The organism is Cryobacterium sp. BB307 (assembly GCF_012274275.1).
Taxonomy (GTDB): domain Bacteria; phylum Actinomycetota; class Actinomycetes; order Actinomycetales; family Microbacteriaceae; genus Terrimesophilobacter.
Genome location: NZ_JAANZA010000001.1, coordinates 1,150,176 through 1,167,484 on the forward strand (window position 1 = coordinate 1,150,176; position 17,309 = coordinate 1,167,484).

General features: G+C 67.1%; 17 protein-coding genes. 16 read left to right on the forward strand and 1 reads right to left on the reverse strand.

Going from position 1 to position 17,309, the window contains the following annotated elements; translation table 11 throughout:
- The first annotated feature begins 13 nt into the window (after positions 1–13).
- The 14 genes from HGK58_RS05670 to HGK58_RS05735 all read left to right on the forward strand — a co-directional run bounded on the left by HGK58_RS05670 (position 14) and on the right by HGK58_RS05735 (position 14,582).
- Positions 14–2,920, forward strand: coding sequence for a Na+/H+ antiporter subunit A (locus HGK58_RS05670; RefSeq protein WP_168626510.1), 2,907 nt, complete (start codon positions 14–16; stop codon positions 2,918–2,920).
- Entirely contained in the window at positions 2,917–3,486 is a 570-nt protein-coding gene (locus HGK58_RS05675; RefSeq protein ID WP_168626511.1) for a Na(+)/H(+) antiporter subunit C, read from the forward strand. Before HGK58_RS05670 ends, HGK58_RS05675 begins: the two co-directional genes overlap by 4 nt.
- The gene (locus HGK58_RS05680; protein ID WP_168626512.1) at positions 3,483–5,045 is read left to right on the forward strand and encodes a Na+/H+ antiporter subunit D; all 1,563 of its coding nucleotides are present in this window, start codon (positions 3,483–3,485) and stop codon (positions 5,043–5,045) included. The genes HGK58_RS05675 and HGK58_RS05680 overlap by 4 nt, the downstream gene beginning before the upstream one ends.
- On the forward strand, positions 5,042–5,605 hold the full coding sequence (locus tag HGK58_RS05685) for a Na+/H+ antiporter subunit E (RefSeq protein WP_168626513.1): 564 nt from the start codon (positions 5,042–5,044) through the stop codon (positions 5,603–5,605). Before HGK58_RS05680 ends, HGK58_RS05685 begins: the two co-directional genes overlap by 4 nt.
- The gene (locus tag HGK58_RS05690; protein ID WP_168626514.1) at positions 5,602–5,865 is read left to right on the forward strand and encodes a monovalent cation/H+ antiporter complex subunit F; all 264 of its coding nucleotides are present in this window, start codon (positions 5,602–5,604) and stop codon (positions 5,863–5,865) included. The genes HGK58_RS05685 and HGK58_RS05690 overlap by 4 nt, the downstream gene beginning before the upstream one ends.
- Before the next feature lies 1 nt (position 5,866).
- Positions 5,867–6,241 carry a monovalent cation/H(+) antiporter subunit G gene (mnhG, locus tag HGK58_RS05695; protein WP_168626515.1) on the forward strand — a complete coding sequence of 125 codons (375 nt, stop codon included), beginning with the start codon at positions 5,867–5,869 and terminating at the stop codon, positions 6,239–6,241.
- 10 nt (positions 6,242–6,251) lie between these two features.
- Positions 6,252–7,946, forward strand: coding sequence for a dihydroxy-acid dehydratase (ilvD, locus tag HGK58_RS05700; RefSeq protein ID WP_168626516.1), 1,695 nt, complete (start codon positions 6,252–6,254; stop codon positions 7,944–7,946).
- A gap of 37 nt (positions 7,947–7,983) precedes the next feature.
- The gene (locus HGK58_RS05705) at positions 7,984–9,789 is read left to right on the forward strand and encodes an acetolactate synthase large subunit (protein WP_168626517.1); all 1,806 of its coding nucleotides are present in this window, start codon (positions 7,984–7,986) and stop codon (positions 9,787–9,789) included.
- Positions 9,789–10,295 carry an acetolactate synthase small subunit gene (ilvN, locus tag HGK58_RS05710; RefSeq protein WP_168626518.1) on the forward strand — a complete coding sequence of 169 codons (507 nt, stop codon included), beginning with the start codon at positions 9,789–9,791 and terminating at the stop codon, positions 10,293–10,295. Before HGK58_RS05705 ends, ilvN begins: the two co-directional genes overlap by 1 nt.
- Positions 10,296–10,325: 30 nt before the next feature.
- Entirely contained in the window at positions 10,326–11,378 is a 1,053-nt protein-coding gene (ilvC, locus tag HGK58_RS05715) for a ketol-acid reductoisomerase (RefSeq protein ID WP_349236165.1), read from the forward strand.
- Between the two features lie 153 nt (positions 11,379–11,531).
- The gene (locus HGK58_RS05720; RefSeq protein ID WP_168626520.1) at positions 11,532–11,912 is read left to right on the forward strand and encodes a hypothetical protein; all 381 of its coding nucleotides are present in this window, start codon (positions 11,532–11,534) and stop codon (positions 11,910–11,912) included.
- Positions 11,909–12,277, forward strand: a complete 369-nt coding sequence (locus HGK58_RS05725) for a hypothetical protein (RefSeq protein WP_168626521.1) — start codon at positions 11,909–11,911, stop codon at positions 12,275–12,277. Before HGK58_RS05720 ends, HGK58_RS05725 begins: the two co-directional genes overlap by 4 nt.
- 105 nt (positions 12,278–12,382) lie before the next feature.
- Positions 12,383–13,972 carry a phosphoglycerate dehydrogenase gene (serA, locus tag HGK58_RS05730; protein WP_168626522.1) on the forward strand — a complete coding sequence of 530 codons (1,590 nt, stop codon included), beginning with the start codon at positions 12,383–12,385 and terminating at the stop codon, positions 13,970–13,972.
- Between the two features lie 34 nt (positions 13,973–14,006).
- Entirely contained in the window at positions 14,007–14,582 is a 576-nt protein-coding gene (locus HGK58_RS05735) for a hypothetical protein (protein ID WP_168626523.1), read from the forward strand.
- A 70-nt stretch (positions 14,583–14,652) separates the two neighbouring features.
- Here the strand turns inward: HGK58_RS05735 and HGK58_RS05740 are convergent, their stop codons facing one another.
- Positions 14,653–14,907: a DUF6458 family protein gene (locus HGK58_RS05740; protein WP_168626524.1), complete on the reverse strand. Its 255-nt coding sequence runs from the start codon at positions 14,905–14,907 to the stop codon at positions 14,653–14,655.
- 151 nt (positions 14,908–15,058) lie between these two features.
- Here HGK58_RS05740 and HGK58_RS05745 point away from each other — a divergent pair, with 151 nt between their 5' ends.
- Both HGK58_RS05745 and HGK58_RS05750 read left to right on the forward strand, forming a co-directional pair.
- The gene (locus HGK58_RS05745) at positions 15,059–16,120 is read left to right on the forward strand and encodes a 3-isopropylmalate dehydrogenase (protein ID WP_168626525.1); all 1,062 of its coding nucleotides are present in this window, start codon (positions 15,059–15,061) and stop codon (positions 16,118–16,120) included.
- A gap of 40 nt (positions 16,121–16,160) precedes the next feature.
- Entirely contained in the window at positions 16,161–17,267 is a 1,107-nt protein-coding gene (locus HGK58_RS05750; RefSeq protein WP_168626526.1) for a branched-chain amino acid aminotransferase, read from the forward strand.
- Positions 17,268–17,309: the final 42 nt, after the last annotated feature.

A 17,309-nucleotide genomic window follows, 5' to 3' on the forward strand; every position in this document is an offset into this window, starting at 1 on the left:
CTCCGGGAGGGAAATGCTCGCTACCCTCCTTCTGTTCGCAGTCGTAGCCCTCGTCGCGAATCCGCTGGTCGCCCGCTTCGGCACCCGGATGTTCCCCGTGCTCGCCTTGGTGCCGTTGGCCGCACTCATCGTCACGATCGTGCAGTCACCCGCAGTGCTCGCCGGCGACGCCCACCTTGAATCGTTCACCTGGATACCGCAGCTCGGCTTCGAGATCACCGTGCGCCTCGACACGCTCTCCTGGCTGCTTGCGCTGATCGTGACCGGCGTCGGCTCGCTCGTGCTGTTCTACTGCACCTTCTATTTCGGCCGGGACGAGGAAGGCGTCGGTCGATTCGCGGCGACCCTGCTCGCGTTCGCCGGATGCATGTACGGGCTGGTCATCGCGGACAACGTGTACCTGCTGTACGCGTTCTGGGAGGGCACGACCGTCTTCTCCTACCTGCTCATCGGTCACTACATCGGCCGCCGCGCCAGCCGAACGGCCGCCTTGCAGGCGCTCATCGTCACCACCGCGGGTGGGCTGGTCATGCTTGTCGGCTTGGTGATGCTGTCCGTCACCGTCGGCACCACGAGCCTGAGCGAACTCATCGCCCTCGCCCCGGTCGAACCGCTGGTGACCACCGCCATCCTGCTGATCCTGGTCGGGGCGATCAGCAAGTCGGCGATCTTCCCCTTCCACTTCTGGCTGCCCTCCGCGATGGCCGCGCCCACCCCGGTCAGCGCCTATCTGCACGCGGCCGCCATGGTGCAAGCGGGCATCTACCTGGTCGCCCGGCTCGCACCCGGTTTCGCCGATACCCCCGGATGGCGTGAGGCGCTCGTCACCCTCGGTCTGCTCACGATGCTGCTGGGCGCGTGGAGGGCTCTCAAGCAGAACGACCTGAAGCTGCTGCTCGCCTACGGCACGGTCAGCCAACTCGGCTTCCTGATCACCGTCGCCGGGTACGGCACCCGCAACGCCGCCCTCGCGGCGGTCGCCTTGCTCCTCGCCCACGCCCTGTACAAGGCGGCGCTGTTCCTCATTGTCGGCATCATCGACCACCGCGCCGGCACGCGCGACCTGCGCAAGCTGTCCGGGCTGGGCAGGGAGGCTCCGTTCCTCGCGACCACCGCGACCGTCGCTGCCGCCTCGATGGCCGGCATCCCGTTCACGCTCGGCTTCGTCGCCAAGGAGTCAGTACTCGCGGCGCTTGTGGCGGATGCCGCAGACGGTCAGCTGCTCGGCTGGGTCGCGGTAGTCGGCATCGCACTCGGATCGGTGTTCACGGTGGCCTACAGCGCCCGGTTCCTGTGGGGCGCGTTCGCGCGGAAGACCGAGGTCGAGCAGGTGCGTCCGGTGCACGAGAGCCTGGGGTTCATGTTCTCGCCGGCGCTGCTTGCCGCAGCGGGCATCATCGCCGCGCCACTTGCGGCACCAATCGGAACCGCGCTGGAGGGCTACTCGGCGCAGTTCGCGACCACGGGGACGGACATCCACCTCGCGCTCTGGCACGGGTTCGACATCGCCTTCGCGATTTCGGCAGGCACGATCCTCGGTGGTCTGGCGTTGTACTGGGCGCGCGTGCCGGTGAGCGCGGTCCAGACTCGGCTGAGCACGAACGTCAACGCGAACGAGCTCTACCTGGAGACCATGCGCGGCATCGACCGGGTCGCCAGCCGGATCACCGCGACCACGCAGCGCGGTTCGCTGCCGTTCTACCTCGGCGTCACCCTGCTCGTCTTCGTCGGCACGGTCGGCACGACGCTCATCCTGAACACGACCTGGCCGAGCGAGTGGCGGCTGTGGGACAGCCCGGCGCAACTCGCGATCGCCGTGGTCATGGGCATCGCCGCCATCGCTCTCGCCGGCGCGAACAAGCGCTTCCAGGCCGCACTGCTGCTTGGGGCGACCGGCTACGGAATGGCAGCACAGTTCGCGTTCCACGGCGACCCGGATCTCGCCCTCACCCAGGTGCTGGTCGAGTCGGTGACTCTCATCGCATTTGTTCTCGTGCTGCGTCGACTGCCCGCCCGGCTGGGGCAGGTGCACGAGTCGCGGAACCGGCTGCTGCGCGCGGTAATCGGAATCGGTGTCGGCCTGGTCATGGCGGTCGGCTCGATCGTCGCGCTCGGCGCTCGCACCGCCGCGCCCATCTCCCTCGAACTGCCGCAACTCGCCTACGAGCAAGGTCACGGCTTCAACACCGTCAACGTGATCCTCGTCGACATCCGAGGCTGGGACACCCTGGGTGAACTGTCGGTGCTCATCGCGGCCGCCACCGGCGTCGCGAGCCTGGTGTTCCTGCGCAGCCGCACCGACAACCTGCCGCGACCGCCGAAGGAAGTGCGTCGGCGCACCCTGCGTGCTCGGCTCAAGCCGCTTCCTGAGCGGCCGCACGAGGAGTCGCGTCCCGACGACGCGAGCACTCGCAGCGCGTGGCTGCTGGCCGGGTTCAAGCTCGCGCCGGAGAACCGGTCGATCCTGCTCGAGGTCGTCGTGCGCCTGATGTTCCACGCGATCATCGTCGTCTCGCTGTTCATCCTGTTCTCCGGGCACAACGCGCCGGGTGGCGGGTTCGCCGGCGGGCTCGTCGCGGGCCTCGCCCTCGCGGCCAGGTACCTGGCCGGTGGCCGCTACGAACTCGGAGCAGCCGCGCCGCTCGACGCCGGGCGCCTCCTCGGGGTCGGGTTGCTGCTCGCCGCCGGCACGGCGGTGGTACCGCTGTTCTTCGGCATGGCGCCGCTGGAGTCCACCTTCTTCGAGGCGGAGCTGCCGATCCTCGGCCACGTCGAGTTCATCACCTCGACCATCTTCGACGTCGGCGTCTACCTCGTCGTCGTCGGCATGGTGCTTGACGTGCTGCGCAGCCTGGGCGCTGAGGTCGACCGCCAGCAGGAGGACGAATCGGATGAGATCGCGGAAGGGAGCCTGGTGTGAGCGTTTCCCTCGTGCTTGTCGCGCTGATGGCGATCTTCTACTCGGTCGGCGTCTACCTGCTGCTTGAGCGCAGCATGACCCGGGTGCTGCTGGGCTTCATGCTGGTCGGCAATGCGACCAACCTGCTGATCCTGGTAATCGCCGGACGCAGCGGCACCCCGCCGTTCTACGGCGACGCGCCAGCATCCGAGATGTCAGACCCGCTTCCGCAGGCGTTCGTGCTCACCTCGATCGTCATCACCTTCGGCGTCTCGGCATTCCTGATGGCGCTCATCTACCGCTCGTGGCGGCTGGCGAACGCGGATGTCGTGCAAGACGACGTCGAGGACGTCGAGATCGGCCGGCGGAGGGTGTCCGTCACCTCCGAGTCCTCGGCCGAGGCGGAGGACACCGAGTTCGGCACGCGCGCCGCGGCGGCGGTCTCGACCGCGCTCGACCTCGAGGAAGCCGAGCGGCTCGAAGAGGAGCAGGCGCAGCGCGAGGCACGTGACCGCGAAGCACTCGACCGCGAACTGCGAGCCGAGGACGGCCACGCCACCGAGTTGCAGGAGGAGGAGAAGCTGTGAGTTCACTCATCCCGCTCGTCGTCCTGCTGCCGCTGCTCGGCGCCGCGGCGGCGCTGACCCTCGCCCGCTACCCGCGCGCGCAGGTGACCATCGCGAGTGCTGTGCTCGGTGTCGTGCTCGTCATCGGCGGGCTTCTGCTCTGGTACGTGGATGCCTACGGCGCAATCGCGGTCGCGGTCGGCGGCTGGCCCGCGCCGTGGGGCATCACCCTCGTGGTCGACCGTCTCGCCGCGTTGCTGCTCGTCATCTCCGCCGCGGTGCTGCTCTCGGTGCTCATCTTCTCGGTCGGCCAGGGCCTGGCCGACGGAGACGACGAGACGCCGGTGTCGATCTACTACCCGACCTACCTGATTCTGGCGACCGGCGTCTTCAACGCGTTCATCGCCGGCGACCTGTTCAACCTGTACGTAAGTTTCGAGATCCTGCTCGTGGCGAGCTACGTGCTGATCACCCTCGGCGGGACCGAGCAGCGCATCCGCTCCGGAGTCACCTACATCGTGGTCAGCCTGGTGTCGTCGATCATCTTCCTGGCGGCGATCGCTTTCATCTACGCGTCAGCCGGAACGGTGAACATCGCACAACTCGCCGTGCGGCTGGCCGAACTGCCCGAGGATGTGCAGCTCATCCTGCACGTGATGCTGATCGTCGCGTTCGGCATCAAGGCAGCCATCTTCCCGCTGTCGTTCTGGCTGCCGGACTCCTACCCGACCGCCCCGGCTCCGGTCACGGCGGTCTTCGCCGGCTTGCTGACCAAGGTCGGCGTCTACGCGATCATGCGCACCGAGATGATCATCTTCCCCGGCGATGACCTTCAGGTGCCGCTCATGATCGCCGCAGGGCTGACGATGATCATCGGCATCATCGGCGCGGTCGCCCAGTCCGACATCAAGCGACTGCTGTCCTTCACGCTCGTGAGCCACATCGGCTACATGGTGTTCGGGATCGCGCTAAACACCGCTGAAGGCCTGGGAGCTTCGACCTACTACGTCGTGCACCACATCACGGTGCAGACCACACTGTTCCTCGCCGTAGGACTCGTCGAACGCGTCGCGGGCACCACCTCGATCAACCGGATCGGGGGTCTGCTGAAGGCAAGCCCGGTCATCGCGGTGCTGTTCTTCATCCCGATGCTCAGCCTCGGCGGCATCCCGCCCTTCTCCGGCTTCCTCGGCAAGCTGGCCCTGTTCGACGCCGGCGCGAAGGACGGCTCCGTGCTCGCGTGGCTGCTCATCGGCGCCGGAGCGCTGGTCTCGCTGCTCACGCTCTACGCCCTCGCGCGCGCCTGGAACATGGCGTTCTGGCGGGACGCCGAGGAGGTCGTCGACTACGAGCATCCGCTGCCCGTCTCCGACGCCGACCGCCGCAACGACTCCGGCCAGGTGGCGACGGCACGTGTCGTGCCCCGCATCATGGTGGCGGCGACCGGCGGCATGGTTGCCATCAGTGTCGCCCTGACGCTGTTCGCCGGGCCGCTGTTCGACGTCAGCGAGCGCGCCGGCAAGAACATCGACGGCCCCGGCTACTACGTCACCACCGTGTTCGAGGGGGTGTCGGAGTGAACGCGCAGGTGACACGGCGTGAGCTGCGGCGCCGATTCATCCGGCAACTGCCGCTGCTTGTCGGCCTGGTCGTGCTGTGGATGGTGCTGTGGGGAAACCTGTCCTGGTTGAACCTGATCACCGGCATCCTCGTCGCGGTGGTGGTGACCCGCGTGTTCTACCTGCCGCCGGTCGACCTGTCGGGCCGCTTCAACCCGTGGCATGGGCTGGTGTTCCTGGCAACCTTTATCGGAGACGTCATCGTCGCGTCGTTCCAGGTCGCCTTCCTGGCGCTGAGACCAGGCAGGATCCCCACCTCGTCGGTCATCGGCGTGAACCTGCACACGCGGTCCGACCTGATCATGACGCTGGTGGCCATCGCGTTGTCCCTCGTACCCGGATCGCTCGTGGTCGAGGCCGACCGGGAGAGTTCCATCCTGTACTTCCACACCTTCCCGACCGCCTCAGGCCGCGATGTCGAGAAGATGCGGCGCAAGGTGCTGCTGGTGGAGTCCCGCATCGTGCGCACGCTCGGCTCCAAGGACGACCTGCGCCGCATCGCCGAGGAGGCGCGCCGATGAGCGACTGGGTGTTCTGGACCGTCGGGGTGCTGTTCTTCGCCGCCGCGTTGCTGGCTCTGTACCGGATCGCGCGCGGGCCGAAACTGCTCGACCGGATGATCGCATCCGACATGCTGCTGACCACGCTCATCTGCATCCTCGGCGCCGAAATGGTCTACAACTCGCACACCCGCACGCTGCCGCTCATGCTCGTGCTCGCCGCCACGGCGATCCTCGGTGCGGTCGTCGTCGCACGCTACGTCTCGCGAAGGGGGCAGTGACATGCTCGACATCGTGATCGACGTGCTGACCGCGGTCTTCCTGATCGTCGGGGCGTTCCTGTCGTTCGCCGCGGGGGTCGGCCTCATCCGATTCTCGGATGCGATAGCGCGGATGCACGCGACGACCAAGCCGCAGATCCTCGGGCTGATGGTGATCCTCGCCGCGATCGGCCTGCAGAGCCCGAACTGGTCGACGATCCTGCTGCTCATCCCGATCCTCGTCTTCCAGATGCTGACCGCGCCGATCGCCGCGCACATGGTGGGCCGTGCGGGCTACCGCACCGGTGTGATGGCCGAGGACAGCCTGCTCATCGACGAGCTCGCCGGGGCCATCGAGCGGGCGCAGCAGGAAAGCGGCGGTGCGGGGACGACTTAGACTCGATCCCATGTCCGAGCCTGATCTGAAGCCCCGATCCCGTGTCGTCACCGACGGAATTGAAGCCCTCACCTCCCGCGGCATGCTCCGCGCCGTCGGCATGGGTGACGCCGACTGGGATAAGCCTCAGATCGGCATCGCCAGCTCGTGGAACGAGATCACGCCCTGCAACCTGAGCCTCGACCGGCTCGCCCAGGGGGCGAAGGAGGGCGTGCACGGCGGCGGCGGCTACCCGCTGCAGTTCGGCACCATCTCCGTCTCCGACGGCATCTCGATGGGGCACGAGGGCATGCATTTCTCGCTCGTCAGCCGCGAGGTCATCGCCGACTCGGTCGAGACCGTCATGATGGCCGAGCGGCTCGATGGTTCCGTGCTGCTGGCCGGATGCGACAAGTCGCTGCCCGGGATGCTGATGGCGGCCGCCCGGCTGGACCTCGCATCCGTCTTCCTCTACGCAGGCTCGATCGCCCCCGGGTGGGTGAAACTCTCCGACGGCACCGAGAAGGACGTCACGATCATCGACTCGTTCGAGGCAGTCGGCGCGGTCAAGGCCGGCACCATGTCGGAACTGGACGCGCACCGCATCGAGTGCGCGATCGCGCCGGGTGAGGGCGCCTGCGGTGGCATGTACACCGCCAACACCATGGCGAGCGTGGCCGAAGCCCTTGGCATGAGCCTCCCCGGCTCTGCCGCCCCGCCGGCAGCCGACCGCCGCCGTGACTACTTCGCCCACCGCAGCGGCGAAGCCGTCGTGAACCTGCTGCGCCTCGGGATCACCGCCCGCGACATCCTGACCAGGAAGGCGTTCGAGAATGCGATCGCCGTCGCCATGGCGTTCGGCGGCTCGACCAACGTCGTGCTGCACCTGCTGGCCATCGCGAAGGAAGCCGATGTCGAACTCACCCTCGACGACTTCAACCGGATCGGCGACAAGGTGCCGCACATCGGCGACCTGAAGCCGTTCGGCAAGTACGTGATGAACGACGTCGACCGGCACGGGGGAGTGCCCGTCGTGATGAAGGCGCTGCTGGACGCCGGCCTGCTGCACGGTGACGCGCTCACCGTGACCGGCAAGACCGTCGCCGAGAACCTCGCCGAACTGGATCCGCAGCCGCTTGACGGTGAGGTGCTGCGCACGCTCGACAACCCGATCCACGCGACCGGCGGGCTCACCATCCTGCGCGGCTCGCTCGCCCCCGACGGTGCCGTGGTCAAGACGGCCGGCTTCGACGCCGAGGTGTTCGAGGGGCCGGCGCGCGTGTTCGAGCGCGAGCGCGCGGCCATGGACGCCCTGACAGAGGGCGCCATCAACAAGGGCGACGTGATCGTCATCCGGTACGAAGGGCCGAAGGGCGGGCCAGGGATGCGCGAGATGCTGGCGATCACCGCCGCCATCAAGGGCGCGGGGCTCGGAAAAGATGTATTACTGTTGACGGACGGCAGATTCTCAGGCGGCACAACCGGCCTGTGCATCGGCCACATAGCTCCCGAAGCGGTGGACGCAGGTCCGATCGCGTTCGTGCGCGATGGTGATCTGATTCGGGTCGATATCGCAGGCCGCTCACTTGACTTACTTGTCGACGAGAGCGAGCTGGAAGCCCGCCGCCGAGGCTGGGCTCCGCTTCCCCCGCGCTATACCCGTGGCGTTCTCGCAAAATACTCGAAGCTCGTGCACTCCGCTGCGGAGGGCGCGACCACCGGGTGAGCACCCCAATCCTCGACTGAAGGAAACCCAGAAAACCATGCCCGCGGAATCTATCCCCGTGCCGACTCCCTCGACGACGCATCCACGCTCCAGTGAGCCGGAAATCCTCACCGGCTCCGGGGCCGTGCTGCGCTCGCTCGAGAAGCTCGGCATCACCGACGTCTTCGGACTGCCCGGCGGCGCCATCATGCCGTTCTACGACGAGCTCATGTCGTCGACCACCATCCGTCACATCCTTGTGCGCCACGAACAGGGCGCCGGCCACGCGGCCGAGGGCTACGCGTCGTCCACCGGCAAGGTAGGCGTCGCGATCGCGACCTCCGGCCCCGGCGCGACCAACCTGGTGACGGCGATCGCGGATGCGCACATGGACTCCGTCCCGCTGCTCGCGATCACCGGTCAGGTGTTCTCGACCGTAATGGGCACCGATGCGTTCCAGGAAGTCGACATCGTCGGCATCACCATGCCGATCACCAAGCACTCGTTCCTGGTGCGCCGGCCGGAGGACGTTCCGGCCGTGCTGCAGGCCGCGCACCACATCGCGACGACCGGCCGGCCGGGCCCTGTGCTCGTTGACATCACCAAGGACGCGCAGCAGAACTCGGCACCGTTCATCTGGCCGACCGAGGTCGAGCTGCCCGGCTACCGTCCGGTGACCAAGGCGCACGGCAAGCAGGTGCAGGCAGCCGCCCGGATGCTCGCCGAGGCGAAGCGGCCCGTCCTCTACGTCGGTGGCGGCGTCATCCGGGGCCGGGCCTCGGACGAGCTGCTCGCATTCGCCAATGCCAGCGGCGCGCCCGTCGTGACGACGCTGATGGCGCGCGGGGCGTTCCCCGACTCGCACAAGCAGCACCTGGGCATGCCCGGCATGCACGGCACCGTGCCTTCGGTGCTTGCGCTGCAGGAATCCGACCTGATCATCTCGCTCGGCGCCCGCTTCGACGACCGGGTGACCGGCAAGCCGAGCGAGTTCGCGCCGAACGCCAAGGTGGTTCACGTCGACATCGACCCGGCCGAAATCTCCAAGATCCGCGTCGCCGATGTGCCGATCGTTGGTGACGTGAAGGACGTTCTCACCGACCTCGCTGCCGCGTACAACGAGGTAATCAAGAAGGTGCAGCCGGACTTCACCGACTGGTGGGCACGCATCGAAGAGCTCCGGAAGAGCTTCCCGCTCGGCTACGACGACCCGGCCGACGGCTTGCTCGCTCCGCAGTACGTGATCGAGCGGATCGGTGAGCTCACCGGACCGGAGGCGATCTACGCCGCGGGCGTCGGCCAGCACCAGATGTGGGCTGCCCAGTTCATCAAGTACGAGCGTCCCAACGCATGGCTGAACTCCGGCGGTGCCGGCACCATGGGCTACGGCGTGCCTGCAGCGATGGGCGCCAAGGTTGCCAACCCCGAGCGCACCGTGTGGGCGATCGACGGCGACGGATGCTTCCAGATGACCAACCAGGAGCTCGCGACCGCGACGATCAACAACATCCCGATCAAAGTCGCCGTGATCAACAACTCGTCGCTCGGCATGGTTCGACAGTGGCAGACGCTGTTCTACAACGGGCGCCACTCGTTCACCGACCTGAACACCGGCCACGAGACCGTCATGGTGCCCGACTTCGTGAAGCTCGCGGAGGCGTACGGCGCCCTCGGCATCCGGGTCACGAAGAAGGAGGAGGTCGATGCGGCGATCAAGCTCGCGAACGAGACCAACGACCGTCCGGTCGTCATCGACTTCATCGTGAGCGCCGACGCGATGGTGTGGCCGATGGTGCCGCAGGGAGTCGGCAACTCGAACGTGCAATACGCGCGCGACAAGGCGCCGGAATGGGAGGACGAGTAATGAGCCACGTACTGTCACTGCTCGTCGAGGACAAACCGGGTCTGCTCACGCGTGTCGCCGGGCTGTTCGCCCGACGCGGCTTCAACATCGAGAGCCTCGCGGTGGGCAAGAGCGAGATCCCGGGCCTGTCCCGGATCACCGTCGTCGTCGACGTCGAGGAACTGCCGCTCGAGCAGGTCACCAAGCAGCTGAACAAGCTGGTCAACGTGATCAAGGTCGTCGAGCTGGACCCGACGCAGACGGTCGAGCGCGAGCACATGCTCATCAAGGTGAAGGTCGACAACTCGACTCGCAGCGCGATCCTCGAGGCGACCAACCTGTTCCGCGCCCGCATCGTCGATGTGGCGACGGATGCGCTGGTGATCGAGGTCACCGGCGACACCGCCAAGGTGCAGGCGCTGCTGCGCGTGCTCGAGCCGCACGGCATCAAGGAGATCGCCCAGTCCGGGCTGCTCGCCATCGGCCGTGGGCCGAAGAGCATCACCGACCGCGTCTTCAAGAATTGACGGGCGCCGGCACGGCCGCCCGCTAGAGACATCCGAACAAGCAAGGAGAAACAACCAATGGCCGAGATCTATTACGACAAGGACGCCGACCTGTCGATCATCCAAGGCAAGAAGGTGGCCGTCATCGGCTACGGCTCGCAGGGGCACGCGCACGCGCAGAACCTGCGTGACTCGGGTGTCGAGGTCAAGATCGGCCTGAAGCCCGACTCGAAGTCGAAGCCGAAGGCCGAGGAGGCCGGTTTCGAGGTGCTCCCGAGCGCCGAGGCCGCGAAATGGGCGGATGTCGTCGTCATCCTCGCGCCGGACCAGCACCAGCGTGCACTGTACGCCGAGGACATCCGGGACAACCTCGAGGCGGGCAACGCGCTCGTCTTCGGACACGGCTTCAACATCCGGTTCGGCTACATCGAGGCGCCCGAGGGTGTCGACGTGATCATGGTCGCGCCGAAGGGCCCCGGCCACACCGTGCGCCGTGAGTACGAGGCCGGCCGTGGTGTGCCGGTGATCGTCGCCGTCGAGAAGGACGCGACCGCGGGCGCCTGGCCGCTCGTGCTGAGCTACGCGAAGGCGATCGGCGGTCTTCGCGCCGGCGGTATCAAGACGACCTTCACCGAGGAGACCGAGACCGACCTGTTCGGTGAGCAGGCGGTGCTCTGCGGTGGTGTCTCCCAGCTCGTCCAGTACGGCTTCGAGACCCTCACCGAGGCCGGCTACCAACCCCAGGTCGCCTACTTTGAGGTGCTGCACGAGCTCAAGCTCATCGTCGACCTCATGTGGGAGGGCGGCATCGCCAAGCAGCGCTGGAGCGTCTCCGACACCGCAGAGTACGGCGACTACGTCTCCGGCCCGCGCGTGATCGACCCGCACGTCAAGGACAACATGAAGGCGGTGCTCGCCGACGTACAGTCCGGCGCGTTCGCCGAGCGGTTCATCGCCGACCAGGACTCCGGCGCGCCGGAGTTCAAGGAGCTGCGCGCCAAGGGTGAGGCCCACCCGATCGAGGCGACCGGCAAGGAACTGCGCGCCCTGTTCGCGTGGAAGCAGCAGGACGACGACTACGTGGACGGCTCCGCCGCGCGCTAGTCATCATTCCCGCTGGTTGAGGGGTCGCGAAGCGACCGTCTCGAAACCCGTCCGCACAAGAACTTCCGTGTGTGGCTGATTTCGAGACGATCGACTTCGTCGATCCCTCAACCAGCGGTAATGCGAGCAGCGGGCGCGGCTAGAGTTGCTCGGGTGGCCGTGGATCCTGACGACGAAGCCCTCAGCTGGGGTGACGAGTCCGATCCCAGCCACGCCGCTGCGCCAAGCGCGGACGCAGTCGAGGCCGATGGCACCGCATCCGGCTCGCTCGCGCTCGTCGCTTACGGCATCTTCGCCGGCCTTTACCTGCTGTATACGATCGGCTGGGTGCTGGCATCCATCCGCAACCCGATCCCCGTCGGCGGGATCCTCCCGGTGATCTTGTACCAATTCGGCGAGTTCCTGGCGATCGTCTCCCCGGCACTCTGGGCGGCATCCGTTGCCGTCTTCACACGCCACAAGCGGCCCGCAACCCGCGTGGTGTGGTTGCTGATTGGCGCGCTCGTCCTCATCCCATGGCCGTTCATCGCATGACCGAGACGATACGAACTCCGGATGCCGCACCCGACCGTGTCGATTGGGCGCGCGTCGCGATCGCGGCGGCCTTCGCGCTGCTGTTCGCGTACGACCTGTTCGAGGCGATCTCCGACGCGATCGGCGTCGTCACGAGCATCAACCAGATCAACGAGCTCGCGGCCGAGGCTGACGTGGCACCACTCGGCATCCCGTGGGCGGCGATCGTGGTGAACCTGGTTCTGCCGGTCATGCTCTATGTCGTCGGCGTCATCGTCGGCTTCAAGCGGGGTCGACTGCCGCTGGTCCTCTCCTTGGCTACCGCCCTTGCCGTGGTCGCGGCGGTCACCCTCAGCGTCAACGTGCTCGCCGGCTATCTCACCTAGCGACGCGTAACCAGCGGCGAGCGCGGAACGGCCTGCATTACAGTTATCCTGTCGCGCCCGTGTGCGCCGCGGCGTTCCCCCTCTTATCTGGCGAAGGATGCTTTCGTGGCGAAACCGATCGTGCTGATCGCAGAAGAACTCTCACCCGCTACTGTCGACGCCCTCGGGCCCGACTTCGACGTGCGCAACGTCGACGGCACCGACCGGGCAGCGCTCCTCGAAGCGCTTCCAGATGCGAGCGCCATCCTCATCAGGTCGGCGACCAAGGTCGACGCCGAGGCGATCGCAGCGGGACGCAAGCTGAAGGTCATCGCCCGCGCGGGCGTTGGGCTCGACAACGTCGACGTCAAGACGGCGACCGAGGCGGGGGTCATGGTCGTCAACGCGCCGACCTCCAACATCGTGTCCGCGGCCGAGCTCGCGATCGGCCACCTGCTGAGCCTTGCCCGGCACATCCCGGACGCCAACGCCTCGCTCAAGGCGGGGGAGTGGAAGCGCTCCAAGTACACCGGCACTGAGCTGTACGAGAAAACCATCGGAATCGTCGGGCTCGGCCGCATCGGCACGCTCGTCGCGCAGCGCCTCGCCGCGTTCGACACGACCGTCGTCGCCTACGACCCGTACGTGACGCCGACGCGCGCGCAGCAGCTGGGCGTTCAGCTGTTGAGCCTTGACGAGCTCATGCAGCAGGCCGACTTCATCACCGTGCACATCCCGCGCACGCCCGAGACGACCGGCCTCATCGGACGCGAGCAGTTCGCCAAAGCCAAGCCGAACCTTCGCATCGTCAACGCCAGCCGTGGCGGCATCGTCGACGAGCACGCACTGTACGAGGCGCTCCGCGACGGCCGCATCGCAGGCGCCGGTCTCGACGTTTTCGTCACCGAGCCTCCCACCGACTCACCGCTACTCGAACTGGACAACATCATCCTCACGCCGCACCTGGGCGCGTCCACCGACGAGGCCCAGGAGAAGGCGGGCGTGTCGGTGGCCCGCTCGGTGAGGCTTGCCCTCGATGGTGAGCTGGTCCCGGATGCCGTGAACGTCGCCGGCGGTGTCATCGACCCGACCGTTCGTCCGGGCATCCCGCTGATGGAGAAGCTGGGGCAGGTGTTCGCCGGACTGGCTCAGCGTCCGGTCACCAGCATCGACGTCGAGATTCGCGGCGAGATCGTAGACTTCGACGTCAGCGTGCTGAAGCTTGCCGCGCTCAAGGGCTACTTCACGAACATCGTGAGCGAGGCCGTGTCCTACGTGAACGCGCCGCTGCTCGCCGAGCAGCGGGGCATCCCGGTGCGCCTGATCACCGACGCCGAGAGCGAGGAGTACCGCAACCTGCTGACCATCCGCGGCGGCCTCGCCGACGGCACCGAGGTATCGGTGTCCGGCACCCTGATCGGCACCAAGCAGTCGCAGAAGATCGTTGCGGTGAACGGCTACGACGTCGAGGTGCCGCTCGACGAGCACCTGATCGTTATGCTCTACACCGACCGGCCGGGCATCGTCGCGATCTTCGGCAAGGAGTTCGGCGATGCCCAGATCAACATCGCGGGCCTCCAGATAAGTCGCCGGGAGGCCGGCGGCCAGGCGCTGTCGGTGCTCACCGTCGACTCACCGGTCTCGGAAGAACTCATCGAGACGGTGCGGCAGGCGATCGACGCCGACTACATTCGTCAGATTGACGTAGTCGCCTGACGAGAGGTTGCGAATGAGGCGGTCGGAGCCAGCGTTGGTTCCAGCCATCGCAGGAGTAGTCGGCGCAGTGGTGATGGCGGCGCACGCCGTGCTCCTCGCGTTGCGCCCTGAAGGGTGCGTCGGTCAGGCGTGCAGCGGCGGCGCGGCCCACCGCCCATCCGAGGACATCTCGTGGCTGTTCCTCATTGCGGTAGCGCTGCTTGCGGTCGCGGTCGCAGGCCACCGCACGCTGCCGCGTTGGGGCAGGATCGCGACAGCGACGACCCTGGCGATCGGGGCCCTGCTGCTTGCGGTCGGTATCGCCATAAACCGCGGATCAAGTTACGGCAACCCGTTGTGGTGGCTGGTCGACTCCGACACTCTGGGACGCTTCGTCCCGCTGCTTGCGACGGGCATCGCGGGCTTCGCGGTGCTGCGCTCCCCGGTGCTCCGCGCGTGGCTTGGTTCCCTGCTGCTCGCGGCCTTCGTGATCGGGCTGCCGTTCAACATCCAGGATTGGCGCGTGCTGTTGAACCTGCCGATGTCCGCGGCGTGGGCCGTGTTGTTCGCCATCGCCCTCGCATCCGCTCGCCGTGGAGCCCACGAACTGGCACCCGCTGCCGCATCCTGAGACCGCACTTAGACAGAGAACTGCCCCGCGGTGCAACCGATGCTCCGCGGGGCAGCCTGCCTAGACGTCGTTAAAGCGTCGGATCGACGTCGCTGCGCGTCTCGCGCTGCACGGTGCGGTCACCGGTTCCCCCGACCTCACGAACGGTCTCAACGCTTGAGCGGCGTCGAAGCACCAGGACGAGCGAGATCAGGAATACGACCACTCCGGCGATCATCAGGATCCAGCCGATCAGATCCAAGTTGACGAACTGAACCTCGAAGTTCAGCGCGAAGGTGACGATGGCGCCGATCACGAACAAGACGATTCCGGTTCCAATTCCCACGATCGATCCTTTCTGTTCGCCGATGCCCGGCCCATCCAGAGCCGAACTGGCGTTGTGTGAATCAGACTCGCAATCCACCATGGGAACCGGCTGAGAGCCGCCTGCGCGCTAATGTGGCATGCACACCCCCGCAGAGCCGGAGTAGCCAACCATGCCCAGAAACATCTCTCTCGCCGTCATCGGCGGAGACGGAATCGGCCCCGAGGTCACCGCAGAAGCACTCAAGGTGCTCGAAGCCGCGGTGCCCGCGGACGTGACGATCGACGCGACGCCGTACCCCTTCAGTGCCGGCCACTATCTCGACACCGGGCGGGTGCTGGACGACGCGGACCTCGAGGCGCTGCGCCAGCACGATGCCATCCTGCTCGGAGCTGTCGGCGGCGACCCGCGCGATCCGAGGCTCGCGGGCGGGCTCATCGAGCGCGGGCTGCTGCTCAAGCTCCGGTTCGCCTTCGACCACTACGTCAACCTGCGACCCGGACGGCTCTTCCCGTCGATCGCGTCTCCGCTGGCCAACCCGGGCGACATCGACTTCGTGGTGGTCCGGGAGGGCACGGAGGGTCCGTACACCGGCAACGGCGGCAGCATCCGGGTCGGCACGCCGGCCGAGGTCGCGACCGAGGTGAGCGTCAACACCGCGTACGGGGTCGAGCGGCTTGTGCGGTTCGCGTTCCGCACTGCGGCCCAGCGGCGGAACAAGCTCACCCTCGTGCACAAGACGAACGTGCTCACCTACGCGGGTTCGCTCTGGCAGCGCACCGTCGACAGCGTTGGCGTCGAGTTCCCGGAGGTCGCGGTCGACTACCTGCACATCGATGCGGCAACGATCTTCCTGGTCACCGATCCGTCGCGCTTCGACGTGATCGTCACCGACAACCTGTTCGGCGACATCCTGACCGACCTCGCCGGGGCGGTTTGCGGCGGGATCGGCCTGGCCGCATCCGCCAACATCAACCCGGACGGCACCTTCCCGAGCATGTTCGAGCCGGTGCACGGGTCGGCGCCCGACATTGCCGGAAAGCAGATCGCCGACCCGACCGCTGCGATCCTGTCGGTCGCGCTGCTGCTGCAGCAGCAGGGACTGCCGGATGCCGCGGCGCGGGTCACCGACGCCGTAACGGCCGACCTCGGGTCGCGTGGATCGGACGCGCGCAGCACCGCGCAGGTGGGTGACGCGATCGTTGCGCTCATCAAAGAAGCGCAGAATGGATGAGTCCGGTCTCTCCCGGACAGCGAAGAGCGAAGGATTGGCGATGGCCTCAACACAAACGGATGCAGCACTCGAATTCCAGGTGACACGGAACCTGGCCGCGAAGAGCCCGCAAGAACGTGCAGAGATCCTGGCCAACCCCGGTTTCGGCAAGAACTTCACCGACCACATGGTCGACATCTGCTGGAGTGTCAACGGCGGCTGGCACCGCCCGCGGGTGCAGCCGTACGGCCCAATCACCCTCGATCCGGCGGCCGCGGTGCTGCACTACGGGCAGGAGATCTTCGAGGGCCTGAAAGCGTACCGGCATGCTGACGGCTCGATCTGGACCTTCCGTCCCGAGGCCAACGCCCAGCGCATGCAGCGCTCCGCCCGCCGGCTCGCCCTGCCGGAGCTGCCGGTCGAGTACTTCCTCGACTCGCTGCATCAGCTGATCGCCGTCGACGGCGACTGGGTGCCATCCGAGCCAGAGACGAGCCTCTACCTGCGGCCGTTCATGTTCGCCAGGGAGGCGTTCCTGGGCGTGCGCGCCGCGCACAAGGTCGCCTACTACCTGATCGCGAGCCCGGCCGGCGCCTACTTCCACGGCGGTGTCGCGCCAGTGTCGATCTGGCTGTCGACGAACTACTCGCGTGCGGGCAAGGGCGGCACCGGGGCGGCGAAGACGGGCGGCAACTACGCAGCGTCGCTGCTGCCGCAGGAGGAGGCCGCCGCGCAGGGCTGCGCCCAGGTGATGTTCCTCGACTCGGTGGAGGGCAAGTACATCGAGGAACTCGGCGGGATGAACGTCGTGCTCGTCTACAAGGACGGCCGCGTGGTCACGCCCGAGTCGGAGAGCATCCTCGAGGGCATCACCCGCGACTCCATCCTGAAGCTCGCCGAGGACCGCGGCCACACGGTGGAGCGCCGCCAGGTCACCATCGACGAGTGGCGCGAGGGCGCGGCATCCGGGGACATCGTCGAAGTGTTCGCGTGCGGCACCGCCGCGGTGGTGACGCCGATCGCGCAGCTCAAGGCCGCCGATTTCACGATCGGCGACGCGGATGCACAGCCGGGCGAGTTGACCATGTCGCTGCGGCAGGAGCTCACCGATATCCAGTACGGGCGCGTCGAAGACAAGCACGGCTGGATGCACCGCCTGGACGGCTGACCTAAGGAAAGGCGGGCCTCCCCGGACGGGTACGCTTGATCG

Coding starts and splice junctions, on each gene's coding strand:
- HGK58_RS05745 (WP_168626525.1), top strand. CDS start 15,059: ATGCCCAGAAACATCTCTCTCGCCGTCATCGGCGGAGACGGAATCGGC.
- mnhG (WP_168626515.1), top strand. CDS start 5,867: ATGCTCGACATCGTGATCGACGTGCTGACCGCGGTCTTCCTGATCGTC.
- HGK58_RS05725 (WP_168626521.1), top strand. CDS start 11,909: ATGACCGAGACGATACGAACTCCGGATGCCGCACCCGACCGTGTCGAT.
- HGK58_RS05690 (WP_168626514.1), top strand. CDS start 5,602: ATGAGCGACTGGGTGTTCTGGACCGTCGGGGTGCTGTTCTTCGCCGCC.
- ilvD (WP_168626516.1), top strand. CDS start 6,252: ATGTCCGAGCCTGATCTGAAGCCCCGATCCCGTGTCGTCACCGACGGA.
- ilvN (WP_168626518.1), top strand. CDS start 9,789: ATGAGCCACGTACTGTCACTGCTCGTCGAGGACAAACCGGGTCTGCTC.
- HGK58_RS05670 (WP_168626510.1), top strand. CDS start 14: ATGCTCGCTACCCTCCTTCTGTTCGCAGTCGTAGCCCTCGTCGCGAAT.
- HGK58_RS05705 (WP_168626517.1), top strand. CDS start 7,984: ATGCCCGCGGAATCTATCCCCGTGCCGACTCCCTCGACGACGCATCCA.
- HGK58_RS05750 (WP_168626526.1), top strand. CDS start 16,161: ATGGCCTCAACACAAACGGATGCAGCACTCGAATTCCAGGTGACACGG.